The 20633-nt window shown below is 69.9% G+C and carries 20 protein-coding genes and 1 riboswitch; of the genes, 8 read left to right on the top strand and 12 right to left on the bottom strand.

All coding sequences use genetic code 11. The annotated features are described in order from the left end of the window. Positions 1 to 388 precede the first annotated feature (388 nt). On the top strand, positions 389 to 1777 hold the full coding sequence (locus tag ACFZDC_RS04390; RefSeq protein ID WP_391319992.1) for a serine hydrolase: 1389 nt from the start codon (positions 389 to 391) through the stop codon (positions 1775 to 1777). A gap of 58 nt (positions 1778 to 1835) precedes the next feature. Here ACFZDC_RS04390 and ACFZDC_RS04385 read toward each other — a convergent pair whose 3' ends face one another. Together ACFZDC_RS04385 and ACFZDC_RS04380 are read right to left on the bottom strand one after the other, a co-directional pair. Then, a complete protein-coding gene (locus ACFZDC_RS04385) occupies positions 1836 to 2288 on the bottom strand; it encodes a GNAT family N-acetyltransferase (protein WP_391319990.1) in 453 nt (150 codons plus the stop codon). Between the two features lie 9 nt (positions 2289 to 2297). Then, positions 2298 to 2756 carry a MarR family transcriptional regulator gene (locus ACFZDC_RS04380; protein ID WP_391319989.1) on the bottom strand — a complete coding sequence of 153 codons (459 nt, stop codon included), beginning with the start codon at positions 2754 to 2756 and terminating at the stop codon, positions 2298 to 2300. A gap of 143 nt (positions 2757 to 2899) precedes the next feature. Between ACFZDC_RS04380 and ACFZDC_RS04375 the strand changes: the two genes are divergently transcribed. Together ACFZDC_RS04375 and ACFZDC_RS04370 are read left to right on the top strand one after the other, a co-directional pair. Then, positions 2900 to 4108, top strand: a complete 1209-nt coding sequence (locus tag ACFZDC_RS04375; RefSeq protein ID WP_391319987.1) for an MFS transporter — start codon at positions 2900 to 2902, stop codon at positions 4106 to 4108. 128 nt (positions 4109 to 4236) lie between these two features. After that, complete coding sequence (locus ACFZDC_RS04370) at positions 4237 to 4656, top strand: heme-binding protein (RefSeq protein WP_391319985.1); 420 nt, start codon at positions 4237 to 4239, stop codon at positions 4654 to 4656. Positions 4657 to 4727: 71 nt separating this feature from the next. Here the strand turns inward: ACFZDC_RS04370 and ACFZDC_RS04365 are convergent, their stop codons facing one another. The 6 genes from ACFZDC_RS04365 to ACFZDC_RS04340 all read right to left on the bottom strand — a co-directional run bounded on the left by ACFZDC_RS04365 (position 4728) and on the right by ACFZDC_RS04340 (position 9563). Beyond that, a complete protein-coding gene (locus ACFZDC_RS04365) occupies positions 4728 to 5594 on the bottom strand; it encodes a GNAT family N-acetyltransferase (protein WP_391319984.1) in 867 nt (288 codons plus the stop codon). 257 nt (positions 5595 to 5851) lie between these two features. Continuing rightward, positions 5852 to 6334: an NUDIX domain-containing protein gene (locus ACFZDC_RS04360; protein WP_391319982.1), complete on the bottom strand. Its 483-nt coding sequence runs from the start codon at positions 6332 to 6334 to the stop codon at positions 5852 to 5854. 87 nt (positions 6335 to 6421) lie between these two features. Continuing rightward, positions 6422 to 7327 (bottom strand): LysR substrate-binding domain-containing protein, encoded by a 906-nt coding sequence (locus tag ACFZDC_RS04355; RefSeq protein ID WP_391319980.1) that lies wholly within the window; start codon positions 7325 to 7327, stop codon positions 6422 to 6424. Between the two features lie 214 nt (positions 7328 to 7541). Continuing rightward, the gene (locus ACFZDC_RS04350) at positions 7542 to 8690 is read right to left on the bottom strand and encodes a cystathionine gamma-lyase (protein ID WP_391319978.1); all 1149 of its coding nucleotides are present in this window, start codon (positions 8688 to 8690) and stop codon (positions 7542 to 7544) included. Continuing rightward, the gene (locus ACFZDC_RS04345; protein ID WP_391319976.1) at positions 8687 to 9178 is read right to left on the bottom strand and encodes a low molecular weight protein-tyrosine-phosphatase; all 492 of its coding nucleotides are present in this window, start codon (positions 9176 to 9178) and stop codon (positions 8687 to 8689) included. The genes ACFZDC_RS04350 and ACFZDC_RS04345 overlap by 4 nt, the downstream gene beginning before the upstream one ends. A gap of 7 nt (positions 9179 to 9185) precedes the next feature. After that, positions 9186 to 9563 carry a phage holin family protein gene (locus ACFZDC_RS04340; RefSeq protein WP_391319974.1) on the bottom strand — a complete coding sequence of 126 codons (378 nt, stop codon included), beginning with the start codon at positions 9561 to 9563 and terminating at the stop codon, positions 9186 to 9188. Between the two features lie 58 nt (positions 9564 to 9621). Between ACFZDC_RS04340 and ACFZDC_RS04335 the strand changes: the two genes are divergently transcribed. The 4 genes from ACFZDC_RS04335 (at position 9622) to ACFZDC_RS04320 (ending at position 11979) form a co-directional block, all read left to right on the top strand. Next, entirely contained in the window at positions 9622 to 9939 is a 318-nt protein-coding gene (locus ACFZDC_RS04335) for a cupin domain-containing protein (RefSeq protein WP_391320694.1), read from the top strand. A 176-nt stretch (positions 9940 to 10115) separates the two neighbouring features. Next, positions 10116 to 10325, top strand: a complete 210-nt coding sequence (locus ACFZDC_RS04330; protein WP_391319972.1) for a DUF5326 family protein — start codon at positions 10116 to 10118, stop codon at positions 10323 to 10325. A gap of 202 nt (positions 10326 to 10527) precedes the next feature. Beyond that, positions 10528 to 11442 (top strand): IclR family transcriptional regulator C-terminal domain-containing protein, encoded by a 915-nt coding sequence (locus tag ACFZDC_RS04325; RefSeq protein ID WP_391319970.1) that lies wholly within the window; start codon positions 10528 to 10530, stop codon positions 11440 to 11442. A 99-nt stretch (positions 11443 to 11541) separates the two neighbouring features. Further along, a complete protein-coding gene (locus ACFZDC_RS04320) occupies positions 11542 to 11979 on the top strand; it encodes an SsgA family sporulation/cell division regulator (protein ID WP_391319968.1) in 438 nt (145 codons plus the stop codon). 88 nt (positions 11980 to 12067) lie between these two features. Here ACFZDC_RS04320 and ACFZDC_RS04315 read toward each other — a convergent pair whose 3' ends face one another. After that, a complete protein-coding gene (locus ACFZDC_RS04315; RefSeq protein ID WP_391319966.1) occupies positions 12068 to 13651 on the bottom strand; it encodes a YibE/F family protein in 1584 nt (527 codons plus the stop codon). Between the two features lie 71 nt (positions 13652 to 13722). After that, positions 13723 to 13896, top strand: a riboswitch (TPP riboswitch). Between ACFZDC_RS04315 and thiC the strand changes: the two genes are divergently transcribed. Beyond that, on the top strand, positions 13889 to 15673 hold the full coding sequence (gene thiC, locus ACFZDC_RS04310) for a phosphomethylpyrimidine synthase ThiC (protein WP_391319964.1): 1785 nt from the start codon (positions 13889 to 13891) through the stop codon (positions 15671 to 15673). Its footprint overlaps the riboswitch before it by 8 nt. Before the next feature lie 1143 nt (positions 15674 to 16816). On the opposite strand, the gene ACFZDC_RS04305 is transcribed toward thiC, so the two are convergent. The 3 genes from ACFZDC_RS04305 to ACFZDC_RS04295 form a co-directional block, all read right to left on the bottom strand. After that, positions 16817 to 17680, bottom strand: coding sequence for a hypothetical protein (locus ACFZDC_RS04305; RefSeq protein ID WP_391319962.1), 864 nt, complete (start codon positions 17678 to 17680; stop codon positions 16817 to 16819). A 181-nt stretch (positions 17681 to 17861) separates the two neighbouring features. Further along, the gene (locus ACFZDC_RS04300) at positions 17862 to 18938 is read right to left on the bottom strand and encodes a metallophosphoesterase (protein WP_391319961.1); all 1077 of its coding nucleotides are present in this window, start codon (positions 18936 to 18938) and stop codon (positions 17862 to 17864) included. A 397-nt stretch (positions 18939 to 19335) separates the two neighbouring features. Continuing rightward, entirely contained in the window at positions 19336 to 20448 is a 1113-nt protein-coding gene (locus ACFZDC_RS04295) for a substrate-binding domain-containing protein (RefSeq protein WP_391319959.1), read from the bottom strand. Positions 20449 to 20633 lie beyond the last annotated feature (185 nt).

Raw genomic sequence — 20633 nt, 5'->3', positions numbered from 1 at the left:
GGCGTACGGGGAGGCGTCCAGGCGTTCGGGGAACAGTCCGAGCTCCCGGGTGTGGGCCACCTTGCCGTGATCGCTGACGGTGTCCTCACTGCCGGTGTAATGCCCGTGTTCGTCACGGTCGGCGGGGTCGTACTTGGTGACGCGGTGGACGTAGGGGAGCTGCACCGCCCCATCATCCGGCACGCTCGTGTCGCCCCCGAGGAAATGCCATGGGAGGTGAGACAGAGGTGCAGGGCAACGTCCTGAGACAGATCAGGTACCTGCTGGTCAGCGCAATGCTCTATGACACGAGCCGCGAGATCCCCCATCCGGCCGAGGACCTGGGCACCACGTTTCGGGTCGGCCAAATGAATTCGACGTGGGCCGGGCCGCCCGGTGGACTAGGGGCATGACGACATCCCAGGAAGAGTTGCTGCCCAGCACACGCCGGGCGTTGCTGCACCGGATCGCTGTCGCGCAGGCCGAAGGGCGGGCTCCCTCGCTGGTCGCGGCGGTCGTGCGGGACGGGCGGGCCGTGTGGCACGGGGCGCGCAGTTCGGTGGACGGTCACGCGCCGGACGAGAACGTGCAGTACCGGATCGGGTCGATCACGAAGACGTTCACGGCCGTACTGGTGCTGCGGCTGCGAGACGAGGGCGTGCTCGACCTCGGTGACCCGCTGGAGAAGTATCTGCCGGGCACCGGCGCGGGGGAGGCGACCATCGCCGAACTGCTCGCGCACACGGGCGGTCTGGCCGCGGAGTCGCCCGGGCCGTGGTGGGAGCGGACTCCGGGCTCGCTGCGTCCCGAGCTGAGCGACGTACTGGGTGAGCGGCCCCTGCTGCATCCCGTCGGCAGGCGGCACCACTACTCGAACCCCGGCTACACGCTCCTCGGCGCACTGGTGGAGGAACTGCGCGGCGCCCCTTGGGCGGACGTACTCCACGGGGAGGTACTCGAGCCCCTGGGCCTCGAGCGCACCAGCACCCGGCCGCAGGCGCCGTCCGCGGGTGGCTGGGCGGTGCATCCGTGGGCCGACGCACTGCTGCCCGAACCCGTGGAGGACCTCGCCCGAATGGCGCCGGCCGGGCAACTCTGGTCCACCACCGCCGACCTCGCGCGGTTCGCCGTCTTCCTGGTCAGGGGAGACGATCGGGTGCTGAGCGCGGAATCGGTACAGGAGATGCGTAGCCCCGCAGCTCCCGCCGAGGCTTCGGACGTCGTGGACGGCGCCACGTACGGCCTGGGCATGCAGATCCAGAACCGCGACGGCCGGCTGATCGTGGGGCACTCCGGCTCGCTGCCGGGCTTCCTCGCCAACCTCAGCATCAGCGTGGAGGACGACGTGGCAGCGGTGGTGCTGGCCAACTGCACGTCCGGCCCCGTGCTGTCCGCCGTGGCAGCCGACCTGGTCCGTATCCTCGCCGAGGCCGAGCCACGGCTTCCCGCGCCCTGGCATCCACTGCGTGAAGTGGATCCGTCCGTACTGGAGTTGGCAGGCCAGTGGTACTGGGGGACGCATGCCTTCGCCCTGCGGGTGACGGCCGACGGTCTTGTCTCCTTGGAGCCGATCTCCGGCACCGGCCGCCGTGCGCGCTTCCGGGCCAACGGCGACGGCACCTGGACGGGGCTGGAGGGTTACTACGGGGGAGAGCTCCTGCGGGCCGTACGGCGACCGGACGGTTCCGTGAGCCATCTGGACCTCGGGTCGTTCGTGTTCACACGGCAGCCCTACGAGGAGGGGGCCGGGGTGCCCGGTGGAGTGGACCCTGACGGCTGGCGGGGGATCGTGGGCTGACCTGCCGGCCTACCGGGTGCTGGTGTTTCACGTGAAACACCAGCCCCCCCGGCTCCTCTCAGAGCTGGAGTTTGAAACCCACGTGTGAGGCGGTGAAGCCGAGCCGCTCGTAGAAACGATGGGCGTCCGTGCGGCTGCTGTCGGAGGTCAGCTGTACCAACTGGCAGCCCTGGCGCCGGGATTCCTCGATCGCCCACTCGATGAGCTGTGTGCCCAGTCCGCTGCCACGTTCGTCGGCGTGGATGCGTACACCCTCGATGATCGAGCGGGTCGCTCCCTTGCGGGAGAGCCCGGAGATGACCGTCAGCTGGAGGGTGCCGACGACACGCCCTTCGCGCACCGCCACCACGAGCTGCTGGTTCGGGTCCGCACTCAGCCGCTCCAGCGCCGCCAGGTAAGGCGTCATGTCGTCGGGCGACTCGCGCTGGGCGCCCAGTGGATCGTCGGCGAGCATGGCGACGATCGCCGGCACGTCGGCCGGGCTCGTACGGCGTATCTCAAGATCTCCCATGTCCGCACCCTATGCGGGCAGGTTGAGGGACTCCACGACCCGCACCAGCGGGGCCAGTTCGGGAGTCCCGGCCGCCTCGTCCAGGGCCTCGCGCAGGGCGGCGTCATTGGTGGGCCGCGCCTCCTCCAGCAGTCGCAGACCCGCCTCCGTGACATTGGTGTAGATGCCGCGACGGTCGGTGGGGCACAGGTAGCGCTCCAGCAGACCCCGGTCCTCCAGGCGGGTCACCAGACGCGTGGTGGCGCTCTGGCTGAGGACCACCGCATCGGCGACCTGCTTCATCTGCAGATGGCCGCCCTCGCCATCGTGCTGCCGGCTGAGCACGTCGAGCAGGGAGTACTCGCGCACGCTCAGGTCGTGCTTCGTCTGCAGGGCGCGCTCGATGTGCGCCTCGATCCTCCCGTGCAGCAGAGAGAGGGCACACCAGCCCTGAGCAAGGGCGGTGAGCGCGGGGTCCGTCGCTGTCATTGGCGTTTTCCTCCGTCCCGGAGCGGCTGAATCCAGGGTAGAGCACGCCCGCAATAGTCCTCGCTTGCAGTTAACCCGCGTCTGCAACTATTGTGGACGCACGCAAAGTGCTCCTGCAATCGTCTGGGAAGGTGTACTCCCCCATGCCTCTCGCGCTTGTGGCCCTCGCGATCGGGGCCTTCGGAATCGGAACGACAGAGTTCGTGATCATGGGCTTGCTGCCCGAGGTGGCGGGCGACTTCGGGGTCTCCATCCCCACGGCGGGCCTGCTCGTGACCGGATACGCGCTCGGCGTCGTGCTCGGCGCCCCATTGATGACCGTGCTCGGCACCAAGGTCTCGCGCAAGCGGATGCTGATGTTGCTCATGGGCCTGTTCATCGCCGGAAACCTGCTCTCCGCCGTGGCACCCGCCTTTGCGATCATGCTGATCGGGCGGGTGATCGCCTCTCTCGCCCACGGCGCCTTCTTCGGCATCGGTTCGGTCGTGGCGGCCGAGCTGGTGGCCCCCCACAAGAAGGCCGGAGCCATCGCCATGATGTTCACCGGTCTCACCGTCGCCAACGTCGTGGGTGTCCCGCTGGGCACGCTCATCGGGCAGCACGTCGGCTGGCGCGTCACCTTCGGCATCGTCGCCGTCCTCGGTGTCGTGGGCCTTGCCGGCATCGCCAAGCTGGTGCCCGAGATGCCGAGGCCCGAGGGCGTGCACCTGCGCCATGAACTGGCCGCCTTCAAGAACGCCCAGGTCCTGCTCGCCATGGCGATGACCGTGCTCGGCTTCGGCGGTGTCTTCGCAGCCATCACCTACATCGCGCCGATGATGACCCACATCGCCGGCTTCGCCGACGGGTCGGTCACCGGGCTGCTGGTCCTGTTCGGGCTCGGCATGGTCGGCGGCAACCTCGTCGGCGGCAAGTTCGCCGACCGCGCGCTGATGCCGATGCTGTGCGTCTCGCTGGGCGCCCTGGCCGTCGTTCTCGCGCTGTTCACACTCACCGCGCACAACAAGATCGCGGCCGCTGTGACCATCGCCCTGATCGGCGCCCTCGGTTTCGCGACCGTCCCGCCCCTGCAGAAGCGCGTCCTCGACCAGGCCCACGGCGCTCCGACACTCGCGTCGGCCGTGAACATCGGCGCCTTCAATCTGGGCAACGCCCTCTCCGCCTGGCTCGGCGGCATGGTGATCGCAGCCGGCTTCGGTTACACCGCCCCCAACTGGGTCGGCGCCGCCCTCGCCGCGGCCGCGCTGGTCCTCGCCGTCCTCTCGGCCGCCCTGGAGCGCCGCGACAGCGCGCGGAGCGCCGTGGTGGGCGCCGGGGCGCCGACAGGGCAGCGGACCCCCGTCCACCACTGAGCCGACTCGGCCCACGGGGCACCGCCACCCGTACCGACCGTTGCCGAACCGCTGGGGGGCGTGCGCCGTCCCCCGGTCTCCGCGGCACCACGTCACCTCATGCAACACCGCACCAAGGAGAACGCTCCATGAGCACCACCACCGTCGCCCCGCTCACCATCGAGGACGCCGAGCTGCTCGTCGCCACGGCCCGCCGGGCGGCCGAGGACGCGGGAGTCACCGTCAGCGTCACCGTCCTGGACGCCGGCGGCCACCTGCTCGCCTTCCGGAGGGACGACCGGGCCGTGCTGATCTCCGGTGAGACGAGCACCCGCAAGGCCTACACGGCGCTCCAGCTGAACACGGCCACCGCCGACCTCGTCGAGGCCGTCCAGCCCGGTGGCCTCTTCCACACGCTGCCCACGGCCCTCGACCGGCCCCTGCTGTTCATCGCGGGCGGCCTCCCCGTCCACCGGGACGGCCGTCTGATCGGTGCGATCGGTGTCGGGGGCGGAGCGCCGGACCAGGACCACGGCTTCGCCACCGCGGCCCTCCAGGCGCTCGCCTGATCGGAACCCCCGAGGCGGGAGGATGCCGGCCCCCGCTCTGGAGCGGTGGGCCGGCGTTCGTCATGCGGCACTCAGCCCGCGGCCACCGTGAGCGGCGCGAACCGGCGGGTCCAGTCCCCCGGCAGGTCCGGGATGCCGTAGGTCATGACGTCGTTGAAGGCCACGGACGCCAGCCCCCTTGCCTTGGCCCAGGCCAGCAGCTCCTCGTGGCGCACGTCGATGTCGGTGCGCAGCGGGCGGTCCGTATGGGCCGCGAGCGAGGCGATGAGGGCCTTCGCCGTCTTGGTGTCCCGGGCGATCAGGGGGCCGACGACATGAGTGTCCTCGTTGGGCCATGCGGCCGCGTAGCCGATGATCCGGCCGCTGTCCTCGGCCACGCGCAACTGGTCGGTGAAAGCGGGCAGGCGGGCAATCAGAGGAGTGCGGTCGGCGCCGAACACCTCCTCGTCGAGACGCAGGATCGAGGGCAGGTCCTCGGCGATGGCAGCACGCGTCGCGACCCCGGATTCCGTCCTGCCGGGGAGGAAGTGTCCGGTCAGCATCTCCGCCCGACCCGTGACCTTGAAGCCCAGTTCTTCGTAGAGCGGGCGCCCGTAGGGGGTGGCGTGCAGAGTCAGCGGTGTGGCGCCCATGGCCGATACGACATGCCGCATCAGGCGGCGTCCGACGCCTCTGCGGGCGTGGCGTTCGGCCACCAGGACCATGCCGATGGCGCCCAGGTCAGTCCGCTCCCAAGAGCCGTACTCCGTGACGGCACACACGGCGACGAGTCCGCCGGCGGGATCGTCGATGCCGTAGCCCTTGCCGGCCGTGAGGAGCAGGCCCCACTTGTGTTCCTCGCGTGGCCACCCCCGGTCTTCGGACAAGTCGGCGCAGGCGCTGAGATCGCGGAGCGTCAGACGGCGGATGGGAAGAGCAGCGAGAGAAGGAGTCGGCACGCAGGTCAGGCTGTCCGACCGGCACCCCCGACGTCCACCTGTTTCGACGCAGACGCAGGTGCTTTTGGTCATGTCGCGGCCCTTCGCGCAGGCCGTGGCCAGGTGTCTGTGTTTCACGTGAAACACAGACAGCCCCCTGGCCCGTACGCCGGCCCGGACCCGTGAAGTCCGGGGCGGAGATCATCGCTGTCGGACAGGGATCTGTTCGCTGCCAGGTCGAGGAGCTGGTCGCCGTCGGGGACTGACCGGTCGGCGGACTACCCGAGGTCGGGTGCGTGTATGGCGCGGACGCCCTCGATATTGCCGTCCAGGTAGTGCCGCAGCGACAGCGGAACGAGGTGGACGGAGGCGATGCCGACCCGGGTGAACGGGACACGGACAATGTCGTACTCTCCCGCAGGCTCCTCCACTTCCGGGCCGTGGCGCAGTGACGGGTCCATGGACTCCAGTCGGCAGACGAAGAAGTGCTGTACTTTCACGCCGGTCGTGCCGCCGTCATCCCCGATGTGCTCCACGGTGTCCACGAAGCAGGGCACGACGTCGGTGATCTTGGCGCCGAGTTCCTCGTACACCTCGCGGTGCAGGGCGTCGACGACGGTCGGGTCCTCGGGTTCGACCCCGCCACCGGGAGTGACCCAGTAGGGATCGACACCGGGCTTGGTGCGCTTGATCAGGATCAGGTCGTCACCGTCCAGCAGAACGGCACGGGCGGTGCGCTTGACCACGGGTCGGACGGTCATGGGAGAAATGTGGCCCCGCTGGTTCCCCGTGAAACATCGCAAAGCGCCACCACCCGAGTGCACCGCGTGAACCGCCGGGGCGGGGCCTCAGCACCAGCGCGCGGCGGCCCGCTGGAGCCACTCGTGTGCCCGCGCGATGTGCGGCATGGCGAGCGTTCCGGTGCGCACCGCCAGGAAGTACGTGCGCAGCGGCGGCACCGCGGGGTCGTGCAGCGTCACGATCTCGCCGCGTTCGAGTCCGGGAGCGCACAGATAGCGGGGCAGCACCGTCAGTCCGGCGCCCGCCATGGCACAGGCGAGCACCGCGCGCAGGTCGGGGACGATGACCGTGCCCGAGGCGGCCGGGCGCGAGTCGAAGACGGAGGCCCAGTAGCGCGAGACGAAGGGCAGTGATTCGTGGACCTCGACGACAGGCAGGTTCTCCAAGGCGAGCGCTCCCTTGAGACGCAGCGCTCCGGGGCCGATCCGCTCGGCCCAGCGCGGGGCGGCGACCAGCACGTGCTCCTCGTCGCAGAGCGGGGTGGCGGTCAGCAGGGCACCGCGGGGCCTGACCGTGCTGAGGGCCAGATCGTGGTGTCCGGCCGCCAGCCCCTCCAGCGTTTCCTCCGCGGTGCCGAAGGAGGCGCGCAGGGCGAAGCCCTGGCCGTCGTCGCCGGTGAGTTCCGTCAGGGCGGGAAGAGCCCGTTCGGCGGTGAACTCCGGCGGGCCGGCGAGGTGCAGCGTACGTAACGAGGACTCGTCGTCCAGGCCCCTCTCGGCTATCTCCACCAGGGCGTCGAGGTGGGGGGCGGCCTTGTGGGCGAGCTCGTCGCCGATGGTCGTGGGCGTCACCCCGCGGGCCTGCCGCAGGAACAGGGGGCGGCCCAACTGGCGCTCCAACGTGCGGATCTGGGAGGTGACGGCCGGCTGGGAGAGGCCCAGCAGGGCGGCGGCGCGGGTGAAGGAACCGGCCCGGTGCACGGTGACGAAGGTGCGCAGCAAGGCCAGATCCATGGCAGCCCTCCCCTTCCCTGCCCTCCTCCGGCCCCCAGGCAGGCACCAACTATAAATAAGTCGATAGGTCTCTGTCGCTACCGTGATTGGACACTGACAGAGAGTCAACTAGCCTTGTTCGCGCGGTTCTTCGCGCGCGGAACCGGAGGCGGTCCGAGCCACGAGGGGGGAGGCTCGGACCGCCCGCAGAGCGGCCCGAATACCCCTGGTGCGGTCACTGTGCGGACGCGTCGAGCGCCCGCAGCACATCCGCCACGAGGTCCTCCGAGTCCTCGGCGCCGACGGACATGCGGATGAAGCCTTCCGGCACCGCGTCCCCGCCCCAGCGGCCACGGCGTTCGGCCGTGGAGCGCACACCGCCGAAGCTCGTCGCGTCCTCGACCAGGCGCAGCTCCGCGAGGAAACGCTCGGCACGCGCGCGTGTGGGCAGGGTGAAGGAGACCACGCACCCGTAGCCGCGCATCTGCTGGGAGGCGACCTTGTGCGCGGGGTCGTCGGGCAGCCCCGGATAGCGCAGCCCGGACACCTCGGGCCGCTGCCGCAGGGCCTCGGCGACCGTGAGGGCCGTCGTGTTCTGCCGCTCGACACGCAGCTGGAGCGTGGCGAGGGAGCGGTGCGCGAGCCAGGCCTCCATGGGCCCGGAGACAGCGCCGACGATCTTGCGCCAGCGGCGTACGGCGGCCATCGCCTCGGCATCGCGCCCGGCGACATAGCCCAGCAGCACGTCACCGTGCCCGGTCAGCTGCTTGGTGCCGCTGGCCACGGAGAAGTCGGCGCCCAGCTCGAGCGGGCGCTGTCCGAGCGGGGTGGCGAGGGTGTTGTCGACGGCCACCAGAGCGCCGCGCGCGTGGGCGGCCTCCACCAGACGCCGGATGTCGCACACGTCGAGCCCGGGGTTCGAGGGCGACTCGATCCACAGCAGCCGCGCGCCGTCGAGAACCTCCACCTGGGCGTCACCGCCCGTGGGCGCAGTGCGCACCTCGATGCCGTACGCCTCCAGCTGGGCACGCACCAGTGGCAGCGCCTGGTAGCCGTCGGAGGGCAGTACGACCGTGTCCCCGGAACGCAGCTGCGAGAACAGCACCGAAGAGATCGCCGCCATGCCGGAGGCGAACACCAGCGTCTCGACACCGTCCCGCCCGGGCGCCTCCAGCTCCCCGATGGCACGCTCCAGCAGCGTCCAGGTCGGGTTGTCGTCACGGCCGTAGGAGTACGGTCCCGTCACCTCGCCCGGCAGGTGGAAGTGCGCGGCGAACACCGGTCCGGGCAGGGTCGGCTCGTGCTTGACCGGCTCGGGCAGCCCGGCCCGTACCGCGCGCGTGCCGTCGCCGACGCGGTCCGCGTCCTTGGGGGTGTCGCTCATGCGGCCTGTCCCTTCAGTTGTGCCCGTACAGCGGCGAGCAGGCCGGTGCTCGCCGCCTCCACCATCTCAAGGCACTCCTCGAAGCCGTCCCGGCCCCCGTAGTACGGGTCCGGTACGTCGAGGTCGTCGTCGGCCGCGGGGTCGTACGAGCGCAGCAGACGTACCTTGCGGGCGTCCTCCTCGGTGGGCGCGAGCCGGCGCAGGGCCTTGAGATGGCCGGTGTCCAGGGCGATCACCAGGTCGATGGCGGCGAACCAGGAAGGCTGGAACCGACGTGCGGTGTGCCCGGTGCCGTAGCCGTGTTCACGGAGGACCGACACGGTGCGCGGGTCGGCGCCCTCCCCTTCGTGCCAGCCGCCGGTGCCGGCGCTGTCGATCTCCACCAGCTCAGCCAGACCGGCCTCCTGCACCCGCGCGCGGAAGACGGCCTCGGCCATGGGGGAGCGGCAGATGTTCCCGCTGCACACGAAACAGACGCGGTAGGTCATGGCGTACTCAGTCCTCGTCGGGCAGGACGAGGTGCAGTGCCCAGGAGACGACGGAGATGATCAGGCCCCCGAGCACGGCCGTCCAGAAGCCGTCCACGTGGAAACTCAGATCGAGCTTTCCACACACCCACGACGTCAGCAGCAGCATCAGCGCGTTGACGACCAGGGTGATCAGCCCCAGGGTCAGGAGGAACAGGGGAAAGGTGAGCACCTTCACGATCGGTTTGACCAGGAAGTTGACCAGGCCGAAGATCAGCGCGACCACGATCAGCGTGCCGGCCTTCTTGCCGGTGCTGTCACCGGTGAGGGTGATTTTGTCGAGCAGCCACACGGCGACCGCCAGGGCGCCTGCGTTGGCGATCATCTTGACTACGAAATTCTTCATGTGTCTGATCGTGGCAGACGGGATCGACGACAAGCAGTGGGGCGAGGGCGGCAACTCGATGAAGGCATTCCGGCTGGACGAACTGGAGGCGGAGCGCGCCGCCAACGACGGGGCCTACCTGCAGTTCCTGCGGGAGCGGAACATGTCGGTCGGCCTGTACGCGCTCGACGCGGGCGAGCACGACCCACAGAAGCCGCACCAGCAGGACGAGGTGTACGTCGTCGTCAGCGGCCGCGCCTCGATCACGGTCGGTCTGGAGACCACGGAGGTGGCGCGGGGCAGCGTGGTGTACGTGCCGGCCGGCGTCGCGCACAAGTTCCATCACATCAGTGAGGATCTGCGGGTCCTGGTCGTCTTCTCTCCGCCTGAGGCGTGAGTCCGGGTCTCGGGGTTCCCTAGGGGGCGGGTCAGGGGAGGACAAGGGGTGCGTGGCCCCCGCGGGACCCTGTGGCGGCCCTAGCATCGAGTGCAGACATCGAGAACCGCGTCCACGGCAGCGCGCAGTACGCCGTGAACGCAGTCGGACGCAATCGGACGCAAAGGACGAGGGCAATGCGAGAGATCTTCGCGGGGCTGCCGTGGTGGGTGAAGTGGGTCGCGGTGCCGGTCATCGCCCTGGTCGTGTTCGGCAGCCTGATAGCGACCGTCGTCGGTTTCGTGATCGGCCTGCTCTTCAAGGCGCTGGTCTTCGTCGCCCTGGTCGGCGGACTGATCTACATCGTGCGCAAGTTCATGTCGTCCTCGTCGCGCAGCGACTGGTGAGCGTCGTGGGAGCCGGTGACCGGTAACGCGAAATCACCGGTTCCCTCGGGGGAGGGAAGTTTCCCCGGCAGGCCGTCTGCACGCGGTGGCGGGCGGTTAGAGTCCGGAACCCCACGCGGGGCCGGGCCCCGCGGGCGGCATACACCCCCACCCGTGTTCTCTCCGCACGGGCTGCCCCCACCTCGCGCTTCGGGAGTGACCCTTGGCCACGGTTGACACCGCACCTGCAGAACCCCACGCACCCCCCACCTCACCCCGCTCCTGCACACCCCCCGTGCAGCGGCCACCCGGCGGGACAGTCCCGGGACAACCGCACGCCGCGACCGCCCCCGGACCCGCAGGCTCCGCGGACGTCCCGGGGCAACCGCCCGCCGCGACCCTCATCGGATCCGTCCAGCGCGCGATGCGCCTGCTGGAGACCGTCGCGGCACACGAGTACGGCGCCCCCGCCAAACAACTCGCCCGTGAGACCGGCCTGGCCCTGCCCACGACCTATCACCTGTTGCGCACTCTCGTGCACGAGGGCTATCTGCGCCGCGAGAAAGGGCTGTTCTTCCTCGGCGACGCGGCCGAGCGGCTGAGCAGCAGCGGAGCACAGCAGAAACGTCGCAGCACGGTGGCCGACACCCTCGCGCACTGGCGTGATTCCATCGGTGTGCCGGTGTACTACGCGATGTACCGGGACGGCGAGATCGAGGTCATGTGCGTCTCCGACTCGCGGGAGGCTCCGGCGGTCGAGGAATGGGCGGACTTCCGCGAAACCGGGCACGCCCATGCGATCGGGCAGTGCCTGCTCTCCCAACTGGACGAGGACGCACGCCGGGAACACCTGGCCCGCTATCCGGTGCAGTCCCTCACGCCGTACACCGTGCGCGACAGCCACGCCCTGCTGCGGCGGCTGGCCAGGACGGCGCGGATGGAGCCGGTGGTGGAGCGTCAGGAGTACGCGCTCGGGACGGTCTGCGCGGCGGTACCGATCACGGTCGGCACCACGGCGGCCACGATGGCCATTTCGCTCCCCGCTCATCAGTCCGACCGGCTGCTGCCCGCCGCCCACCGGTTGCAGGCCGGGATCGGACGCCATCTGGGGTCACTGACCCTCTCTATCAGTATCTGAAAACTCACTCCTTGTGATCTCGTGTGCACGTTCAGCAAGATTTGACCCACGGTCGAGGGATCAATCCCGGCCAGTCGATGTCATTTGACGGGGTAGGCGATGCGCGAATCCGTACAGGCAGAAGTCATGATGAGCTTTCTCGTGTCGGAGGAGCTCTCCTTCCGCATCCCGGTGGAGTTGCGCTACGAGACCTCTGATCCCTATGCCGTGCGGCTGACTTTCCATCTGCCCGGTGATGCCCCGGTGACCTGGGCGTTCGGCCGGGAGTTGCTGATCGACGGAGTCGGGCGGCCGTGCGGGGAGGGGGATGTGCACATCGCCCCCGCCGACGCGGAGGTGCTGGGCGAGGTACTGATCCGGCTTCAGGTGGGCTGCGACCAGGCCCTGTTCCGCTCCTCGACGCCGCCGCTCGTGGCCTTCCTCGACCGTACGGACAAGCTTGTTCCGCTCGGTCAGGAGGGTGCGCTGGCGGATTTCGACGCCCACCTCGACGAGGCCCTGGACCGCATCCTGGCCGAGGAACAGAGCGCCGGCTGAAGCGTTACGGCAACGAGGTGCAGGGGCTTCGCCGTCTCGCCCGAGACTGCGCAGTAACGCTTCTTCAGTGGATTTACGCCCTCACGGCTCACCGCTTCCGGCGTCGACCTCTGCCGCCGCGCGCCGGAGCGGGCTGTGTCCCGGCGGAGGCTGCCCTCTCCGGTCCCGGCCGGTCGGCGGACACCACCACGGCGGCCAGGGCGGTGGTGAGCGGGACCGAGGCGACCAGGCCGATCGAACCCACCAGCGTGCGCACGATCTCCTCGGCCACCAGCTCGCTGTTGGCCACCGTGCCCACGCTGCTCTGCGCGATCGAGAACAGCAGCAGCAACGGCAGCGCGGCACCGGCATAGGCGAGGACAAGGGTGTTGACCACCGAGGCGATGTGGTCACGGCCGATCCGGATGCCCGCCCGGTACAGCCCGCGCCAGCCCATCGCCGGATTGGCCTCGTGCAGTTCCCAGACCGCCGACGTCTGTGTCACCGTCACATCGTCCAGGACACCCAGTGAACCGATGATGACCCCGGCCAGCAGCAGACCGCTCATGTCGATCGACGGATACAGGCCGTGGATCAGACCCGTGTTGTCGTCCGTGTTGCCGGTGAGCACGGCCCAGTCGATGAACTCCGAGCCGAGGATGCCGATCAGCAGAAGGGAGCAGAGCGTGCCGAGCACCGCGACCGACGTACGGGCCGACAACCCATGGCACATGTAGAGCGCGATGAGCATGATGGCGCTTGCCCCGACGACGGCCACCAGCAGCGGATTCGATCCCTGCAGGATCGCCGGCAGGATGAACAGAGTGAGCACCAGGAAGCTCACGGCCAGTGCGACCAGCGCCATGACACCGCGCAGCCGGCCCACCACCACGACGGCGAGCGCGAAGATCCCCGCCAGCAGTGCCATCGGGAACGTACGGTTCACATCGGTGACGGAGTACTGCAGGTCCTTGGGGGCCGAGGGCTCATAGGCGACCACGACCTTCTCGCCCCGGTGCAACTGCCGTGGCTGGTCCGGCTGCACGATCTCGGTGAACGTACGGCCCTGGTCCTTACCGGTGTCGACCCGGACCGTGGCCTTCTTGCAGCTGCCCTTCGCCTCCTGCTGCGCCGAGTTGCCCTCGGCGGTGGAGATGTCGCCGGTCGGGGTGTCCCCCGAGGCGTTCACCGACTTGCAGCTCACCTCGACCACCTTGGTGACCGTGGCCTGCTGCGTCTGGCGGTCGAAGCCGACGCCGGTGCGCTGGTGCGGCGGAGCTCCCCCGGGCCACAGCAGCACCAGGCCGACCACGACCGCTGCCGTGAACGGGATCAGGATCGCAGCGATGACCTTGCGTAGATGCTTCGAGACAGGCGCGGCGGGTCCATGGCTGTGACTGTGACCGTGCGCGTGGCCGCCGCCCGGACTCCGGTCTTGCGGATGGCCGTGGCCGTCGCCGGTACTGGAGTCGTGGGTGTGCCCGTGCCCCTGAGCATGCCCGGGGTCACGGCCGTTGCCCTGGCCAGGGTGCCCCGGCACGTGGGTATGGGCTGCACCACTGTTGTGGTGGGGGGCCTGCACCGGCCCACCCCCGGATGCGTGGCCGTCATGGCCGTGTCCACCGCCCTGTCCGGAGTCGCCACCGCGCGGCGGCTCGGGCGGTGGGTACGGGTACTGCTCCATCCTGGTCACCGCCCGATCATCGCAAGAACGGTAGAGGCCCTCTGTTCACCGCGCCCGAATTGACGCTAGCGTGGAGCCACCTTTGCACACGCGGGAGCTCGGAGCACCGGGCTGAGAGGGCGCTGACCTCCGTATTCGCGATGTTTCACGTGGAACGAGGTTTCACGGGACACATCGGCGGACGGAAACCGCTGCGTCGACCGCCGAACCTGTTACCGGGTAATGCCGGCGTAGGGAGTAGGTCTCATGACCAACAAGGACGCACGCACGCCTGCCTCCGTTCAGGACGAGACGTCCCAGGGGGCCGGGAAGTCCATCGGCTGGCACAAGGCGTACGTCGAGGGCACGCGCCCCGACCTGCGCGTGCCGGTCCGTCAGGTGCACCTCACCAACGGGCAGTCGGTCACGCTGTACGACACGTCGGGCCCGTACACCGATCCACTCGTCGAAACGGATGTCCGTAGGGGCCTGTCGCCGCTGCGGGAGAACTGGATCATCGCCCGCGGTGACACCGAGGAGTACGCGGGCCGCCCCGTCCGCCCCGAGGACGACGGGATCAAGCACACCTCGCCCCGCGGCGGGCTGCGCAACCTGGACGCGGTCTTCCCCGGGCGCCCGCGCCAGCCGCGCCGGGGCCGTGACGGCAACGCGGTCACGCAGCTCGCGTACGCACGCCGGGGCGAGGTCACGCCCGAGATGGAGTTCGTGGCCCTGCGGGAGAACGTTTCACCCGAGGTGGTCCGCGAGGAGATCGCGGCGGGCCGAGCGGTGCTTCCGGCCAACGTGAACCACCCGGAGATCGAGCCGATGATCATCGGCAAGCGGTTCCTGGTGAAGGTCAACGCCAACATCGGCAACTCCGCCGTCACGTCCTCCATCGAGGAGGAGGTCGAGAAGATGACCTGGGCGACCCGCTGGGGCGCCGACACGGTCATGGACCTCTCCACCGGTCGCAACATCCACACCACCCGAGAGTGGGTGCTGCGCAACTCCCCCGTACCCATCGGCACGGTGCCGCTCTACCAGGCGCTGGAGAAGGTCGACGGCAAGGCCGAGGAGCTGACCTGGGAGATCTACAAGGACACCGTCATCGAGCAGGCCGAGCAGGGCGTGGACTACATGACCGTCCACGCGGGCGTGCGCCTGCCGTACGTGCCGCTCACCGCCAACCGCAAGACCGGCATCGTCTCGCGCGGCGGCTCCATCATGGCCGCGTGGTGCCTGGCGCACCACAAGGAATCGTTCCTGTACGAGAACTTCGAGGAACTCTGCGAGATCCTCGCGGCCTACGACGTCACGTACTCGCTGGGTGACGGCCTCCGGCCCGGCTCGATCGCCGACGCCAATGACGAGGCGCAGTTCGCGGAGTTGCGCACGCTCGGGGAACTCAACCGGATCGCGAAGCGTTTCAACGTACAGACCATGATCGAGGGCCCGGGACACGTCCCGATGCACAAGATCAAGGAGAACATCGACCTTCAGCAGGAGATCTGCGATGAAGCTCCGTTCTATACGCTCGGCCCGCTGACGACGGACATCGCGCCGGCGTACGACCACATCACCTCCGGCATCGGCGCCGCGATGATCGCCTGGTGGGGTACGGCGATGCTCTGCTACGTCACGCCCAAGGAACACCTGGGTCTGCCCAACCGCGACGACGTCAAGACCGGCGTCATCACCTACAAGATCGCCGCCCATGCCGCCGATCTCGCCAAGGGGCACCCCGATGCGCAGGAGTGGGACGACGCGCTGTCCGACGCCCGCTTCGAGTTCCGGTGGGAGGACCAGTTCAACCTCGCCCTGGACCCCGACACGGCACGGGAGTTCCACGACGAGACGCTGCCGGCCGAGCCGGCCAAGACGGCCCACTTCTGCTCCATGTGCGGGCCGAAGTTCTGCAGCATGAAGATCTCGCAGGACATCCGCCGCGAACACGGCGGCAGCCGGGCCGAGATCGAGGAGGGCATGGCCCAGAAGTCGAAGGAGTTCGCGGCCGCGGGTAACCGGGTGTACCTGCCGTTGGCGGACTGACGCATCGAGATGGGCGCTGCTCCCGGGCATCTCCGGGAAGCAGCGCCACCGCTGGTCGCCACAGGGGGGAACTGTGGTGCTGCTGGAGACGACGGCTCCGGTCCGGTCGCTTGTCTGGCGGGGCGACGATCTGGTCGACCCGGTGGGCGGCCGTGCCTGGAACTCCGCCGGTGTGGAACGGCGGACGCCGACCGGCCACGGTGCCGGGTTCGACCGAGGCGTGGTCTCTCCGTCCGGCCGCTACACCGTCGTCCACACCGAACGCGGGAGCAGGGCCCTGCTGCTGTGTGGATCCCGCCCCCGTACGGGAGTTGACGCGCAGCCCGTACCCCGCAGAGGACTTCGACTACCCCGTGGCGCTGGGAGTGCTGGGGGACGGCCGAGAGATCCTGGTGCACTGCCCGGAGGAGTACCACGTCCTCCAGGTCGAGGAGGTGGAGTCGGGCAAGCGGCTCACTTCGGGTCCGCGCGAGGAGAGGGACGTGTTCCACTCCCAGGTGTCGGTGAGCCGGGACGGCAGGCATCTGCTCGTGGCCGGCCGGGTGTGGCAGCCGTACGGAATCGTCGAGGTCTTCGATCTGGAACGTGCGCTGAGGGATCCGGTCGTACCGGACCGGCCCGGGGTGCTGCCGATGCAGCCTGGCCTCGACGCCGAGGTGGAGTCGGCGTGCCGGCTCGGCCATGACCGGGTGGTGGTGGCGACCGGAGACGAGTTCCTCGATGACGAGGACGCCTGCTCTGGGCCCTGGACAACCCGGCGTCTGGTCCCTGTCCGAACGCCGGTGGCTGCACCGGAACCCCGTCGATTTCCCGGTCGGCACGGTGCTCGCGGGAGGCGGCCGGGTGGTCTCACTGCAGGGATGCCCCAGACTGATCGACGTCACCACCGGCGCGGTGACGGAATGGCCCGAGGTGGAGGCATCACGCCGGGAGGGGGCCTACGGAGCCACCCATGTCCCCACCCCCGTCGCGGCGCTGCATCCCGGACGGTACCCGGCCGGCAGTGGCCCAGAGCGGAGGCATCGCGGTCGTGCGCCTGCCGGATCCCACGTGACCGGGTGGCTATGGCCCCCTTGGTCCGGCAGGGGATCCCTCCACCCGCCCCGCTCGGCTCGCGCCCCTGATGGGGGCGCGAGCCGTCGGCTATTCCGGCTGGTGTTCCGGGCCGCCGAAGTCGGGGCTGGTGTAGTCGGGGCTGGTGAAGCTCGGTCGGCCGGGGGCCGAGCCGTCGTCGGGGCTGCTGAAGCCGGGCCGGTCGTAGCCCAGGCGCGGCATACGGCCGCTCGGGGGCTGCGGGGCCGCGCGATGCAGGGCGGCCGTGCCGGGCTGGGCGAGCGCGTCCCGCAGGAACGGCAGGATGCCGCGCTCCAGCAGGGCCTCGCGCCAGGCCTCTCTGGCCCTGGCCACCTCCTCACTCGCCGCGCTGTGGGCTCCGGCCTCCGCCGCGGCGCTGTTGCGCAGGGCGGTGAGCACCAGCCCGGCCGCGGCGACGAGGATCGCGGCCGCGGCCATGGCGCCGAACACCCAGCCCGCGGTGAGCATGGTCTGGGCGAAGCCCTGGCCGGGGTCCAGCATCTTCAGGATGTAGCCGACGAGCAGGAAGATCGCCGCGGCGGTTCCGGCGAGGACGGGGGCCAGTACCGCGATCACGGCGACGGCACCCGCCCCGGTGGCCTCGGCGGCCTCGCCGAGGCTGGTGGTGAGCCCCATCGCGTCCGCACCCGCCTCGGCGGAACCGGAAGCGTGGTCGGTCGAAGGGGTGGACGGCACCGGGTGGCGCAGTTCCTCGCGGGCCTTCACATAGTGCTGGTACTCGGTCGCCGCGGCCGCCGCTATGAGTGCGGTGGCGTTGAGAGCCATGGTGCGCAGTTGTTCGGGGTTGAGCCGCTGACCGACAGCGGCCAGTTCCGGGCGGTGTGGGGCGGAGCGCAGCGCCTCATCGAGGATCCGCTCGAATTCCTGGCGGTCCTCGCTCAGCAGGTGCTGCGGAACGCTGTTCATGTGCATCCCCCGATGCTCCGTAGGGCTGGGGGCTCGCACGCCGGCGAGCCGTCGGGCAGAAACGGAGGGGAGCCTGCTACGGATAAGCCGATGGTAGAGCCGTGACGGCACACGGTGACAGGGGGTTGGCGGAAATTGCGTGCCGACCTGCGCTCACGCGGTGGGGGTGCGTCAGCCCGGTGAACCCTCAGATATCCAGGGGAAGTTGCTGGACCAGCAGTTTTCCGGCCATGGTGACGCCGCCGTCCATGGCGATGGCGAGTCCCCCGGCGTAGACGTGCGGTCCCTCGACGACAGGGCCGGTGTCCTCCTCGTCGTCCTCGGAGCCCACTTCGCCGAGCAGGTAGGGAATGGGGCTGTGGCCGTGAACGACGCGGGTGCCGCCGTACGTATCGAGGAGGGAGCGCACGGCGTCGGCGCCGCCCTCGTCACGGAAGGAGAAGCGCTTGGTGAACTTGCGGAACAGGTCCCAGACCTCGTCCGCGTCGTTGCGGGTCAGGGCCTCGCGGACGGTGTCGTTGACCGCCTCGATCGAGTCGCCGTAGTCGAGGTAGGCAGTGGTGTCGGAGTGGATGAGCAGATACCCGTCCACCTCCTCGACGGCGTCGAGGCGGGCCATCCACTGCAGATGGTGGTCCTGGAGGCGGTCCATGTCGGTCTTCTGGCCGCCGTTGAGCAGCCAGGCCGCCTGGAAGGTGGCGGTGCCCGCACCGGAGTGGACGGGGGTGTCGCCGAACCGCTTGGCGCCGAGCAGCAGCAGCTCGTGGTTGCCCATGAGGGCCTTGCAGTAGCCGCCGGCCGCGGCCGCCTCGGCCGACAGCCGCATCACCAGGTCGATGACGCCGATGCCGTCCGGACCGCGGTCGGTGAAGTCGCCGAGGAACCACAGCCGGGCGGTGCCCGCGCACCACTGTCCGGAGGCGTCGATCAGGCCCTTCTCCTGCAGGGCGGCCAGCAGTTCGTCCAGGTAGCCGTGCACGTCGCCGACGACGTACAGCGGGCCGGGACCGGCCGCGGCCTGCGGGGCGGGGGCGGTGGGGGCCGGTTCCACGGGGACCTGGAGCGTGTCGCCGCGGTTGATGACGGGCAGGTCGCGCTGGGTGGGCGTGTAGCCCTCGGGGTAGGTCTCGTCCGCGGCGGGGATGGTGCCCCCGGGGTGGGTGTGGACGTACGGACCGGTCTCGTGGACGTACGCGGGTACCCGGAAGTCGCGCAGCGTCGCCGTCCGCTCCACCTCGGGTCCCTGACCGGCCCCCTGAGTCATCAGACCCCTCCACCATCGCGCCGCATCTGCACCGCTTCGGACTGCCTGGTCGCAGCGGCCCGCGGTGTCGTGCGCCCATCATAGGAATGCGCGTCGCGCCGTGTGATGACCCAGGGGTGGTGAATCAGAGCAAGACTCCAGTTCACCGTGGCTTTCGCCCCGTTTGGGCAGGGGTTCGACCGGCTGTCCGTCACGTGTCGGCCGTACGGCTCGATGGTCGGCCGACACCTTGGGGGGCGTACGGAGCCCTGCGCGGGGCTCCGACCGGGGCCTGGCCGGGGAGCCGACCGAACCGTGCGGCCCCGGTGCGGGCCCTCGTGGCCGGCGTCTCGGCCGTGGCGGGCGGGCGGCCGTCCCGGGGCCGCACGGACACCCGGGCCGTCCTGGGATCCGCCCGCTATCCCTCTTCCGGAGTCCGCGGTGGGCTGACGGTCGTGCGCGGGTGGCGTCGCTGGGACGAGGTACGCACGATCAGCTCGGTCGGTATCACCTGTTCGACGGGGTGGTCCGACTCGACGCCCTCGATGGCGTCGATGAGGAGCTGGACCACCGCCGTGCCGATCCGGCGCGGCTTCAGGGAGAGCGTGGTGATGGGCGGCTCGGTGTTGGCGTACACCGTGGACTCGCTGCAGCACACCAGCAGCAGGTCGTCCGGGACGCGTAGGCCGTAGCGGCGGGCGGCGGCGAGCAGGTCGGTGCCGTTGGGGTCGAAGAGGCCGTAGACGGCGTCGGGCCGGTCGGGACGGGCGAGCAGCCGGTCGGCGGCGACGGCGCCCGCGCACGGGTCGTGGGCCGGGTAGGCCTCGTAGACCGGGTCCTGGCCGACGCGCTCGCACCAGCGCAGGTAGGCGGTGGTCGACAGGTGGGTGTACGTGTCCGTCGTCGTGCCGGTGAGCAGGCCGATGCGGCGGGCGCCGGCGTCGGCGAGGTGGTCCAGGATGCCGAGGACGGCGGCCTCATGGTCGTTGTCGACCCAGGCGGTGACCGGGAGGGCGCCGGCCGGTCGGCCGTCGGAGACGACCGGCAGGCCCTGCCGGACGAGTTCGCTGACCACCGGGTCCTGGTCGGAGGGGTCGATGACGACCGTGCCGTCCAGGGCCACGTTGGACCAGACGTCGTGGCGGGAGGTCGCGGGCAGGATGACCAGGGCATAGCCACGGGCGAGCGCGGCCGAGGTGGCGGCCCGGGCCATCTCGGCGAAGTAGGCGAACTCCGTGAAGGTGAAAGGTTCATCCCCGTACGTCGTCACGGTCAGGCCGATCAGTCCCGACTTGCCGGTACGGAGGGTGCGGGCGGCGGCCGAGGGGCGGTACCCCAGTCGGTCGGCCACCTCGCGGACGTGGCGCCGGGTGGCATCCGGGAGCCGGCCCTTGCCGTTGAGGGCGTCGGAGACGGTTGTGATGGAGACCCCGGCGGCGGCGGCGACGTCTCTGATGCCCGCCCGGCCCGGCCGACTGCTTCGACGTGAGGTTTCCGCGCGGCTCACCTGGTGCTTCCCTGCTGCTGTCATGGCGAGCCGATAGTAGGGCTCATGTGGTGGGGTAGTGCGGACGCATATGCAGGCGTTGACAGGCACGTTTCTGCATGGTCATTTAGGATCAACTGCCTTAGAAAATAAGTCGGTTGAGCGCTCCCATGCCACGACGTGTCTTGTCGACGCGCATGGGCCTGCCAAGTGCCCGATGTCTCGAAGAG

It is taken from the genome of Streptomyces sp. NPDC007905 (genome assembly GCF_042959345.1).
In the GTDB taxonomy this organism is placed as follows: domain Bacteria; phylum Actinomycetota; class Actinomycetes; order Streptomycetales; family Streptomycetaceae; genus Streptomyces.
Note: the sequence above shows the minus strand (reverse complement) of the source record. Positions and strands in the feature narration are given on the sequence as shown.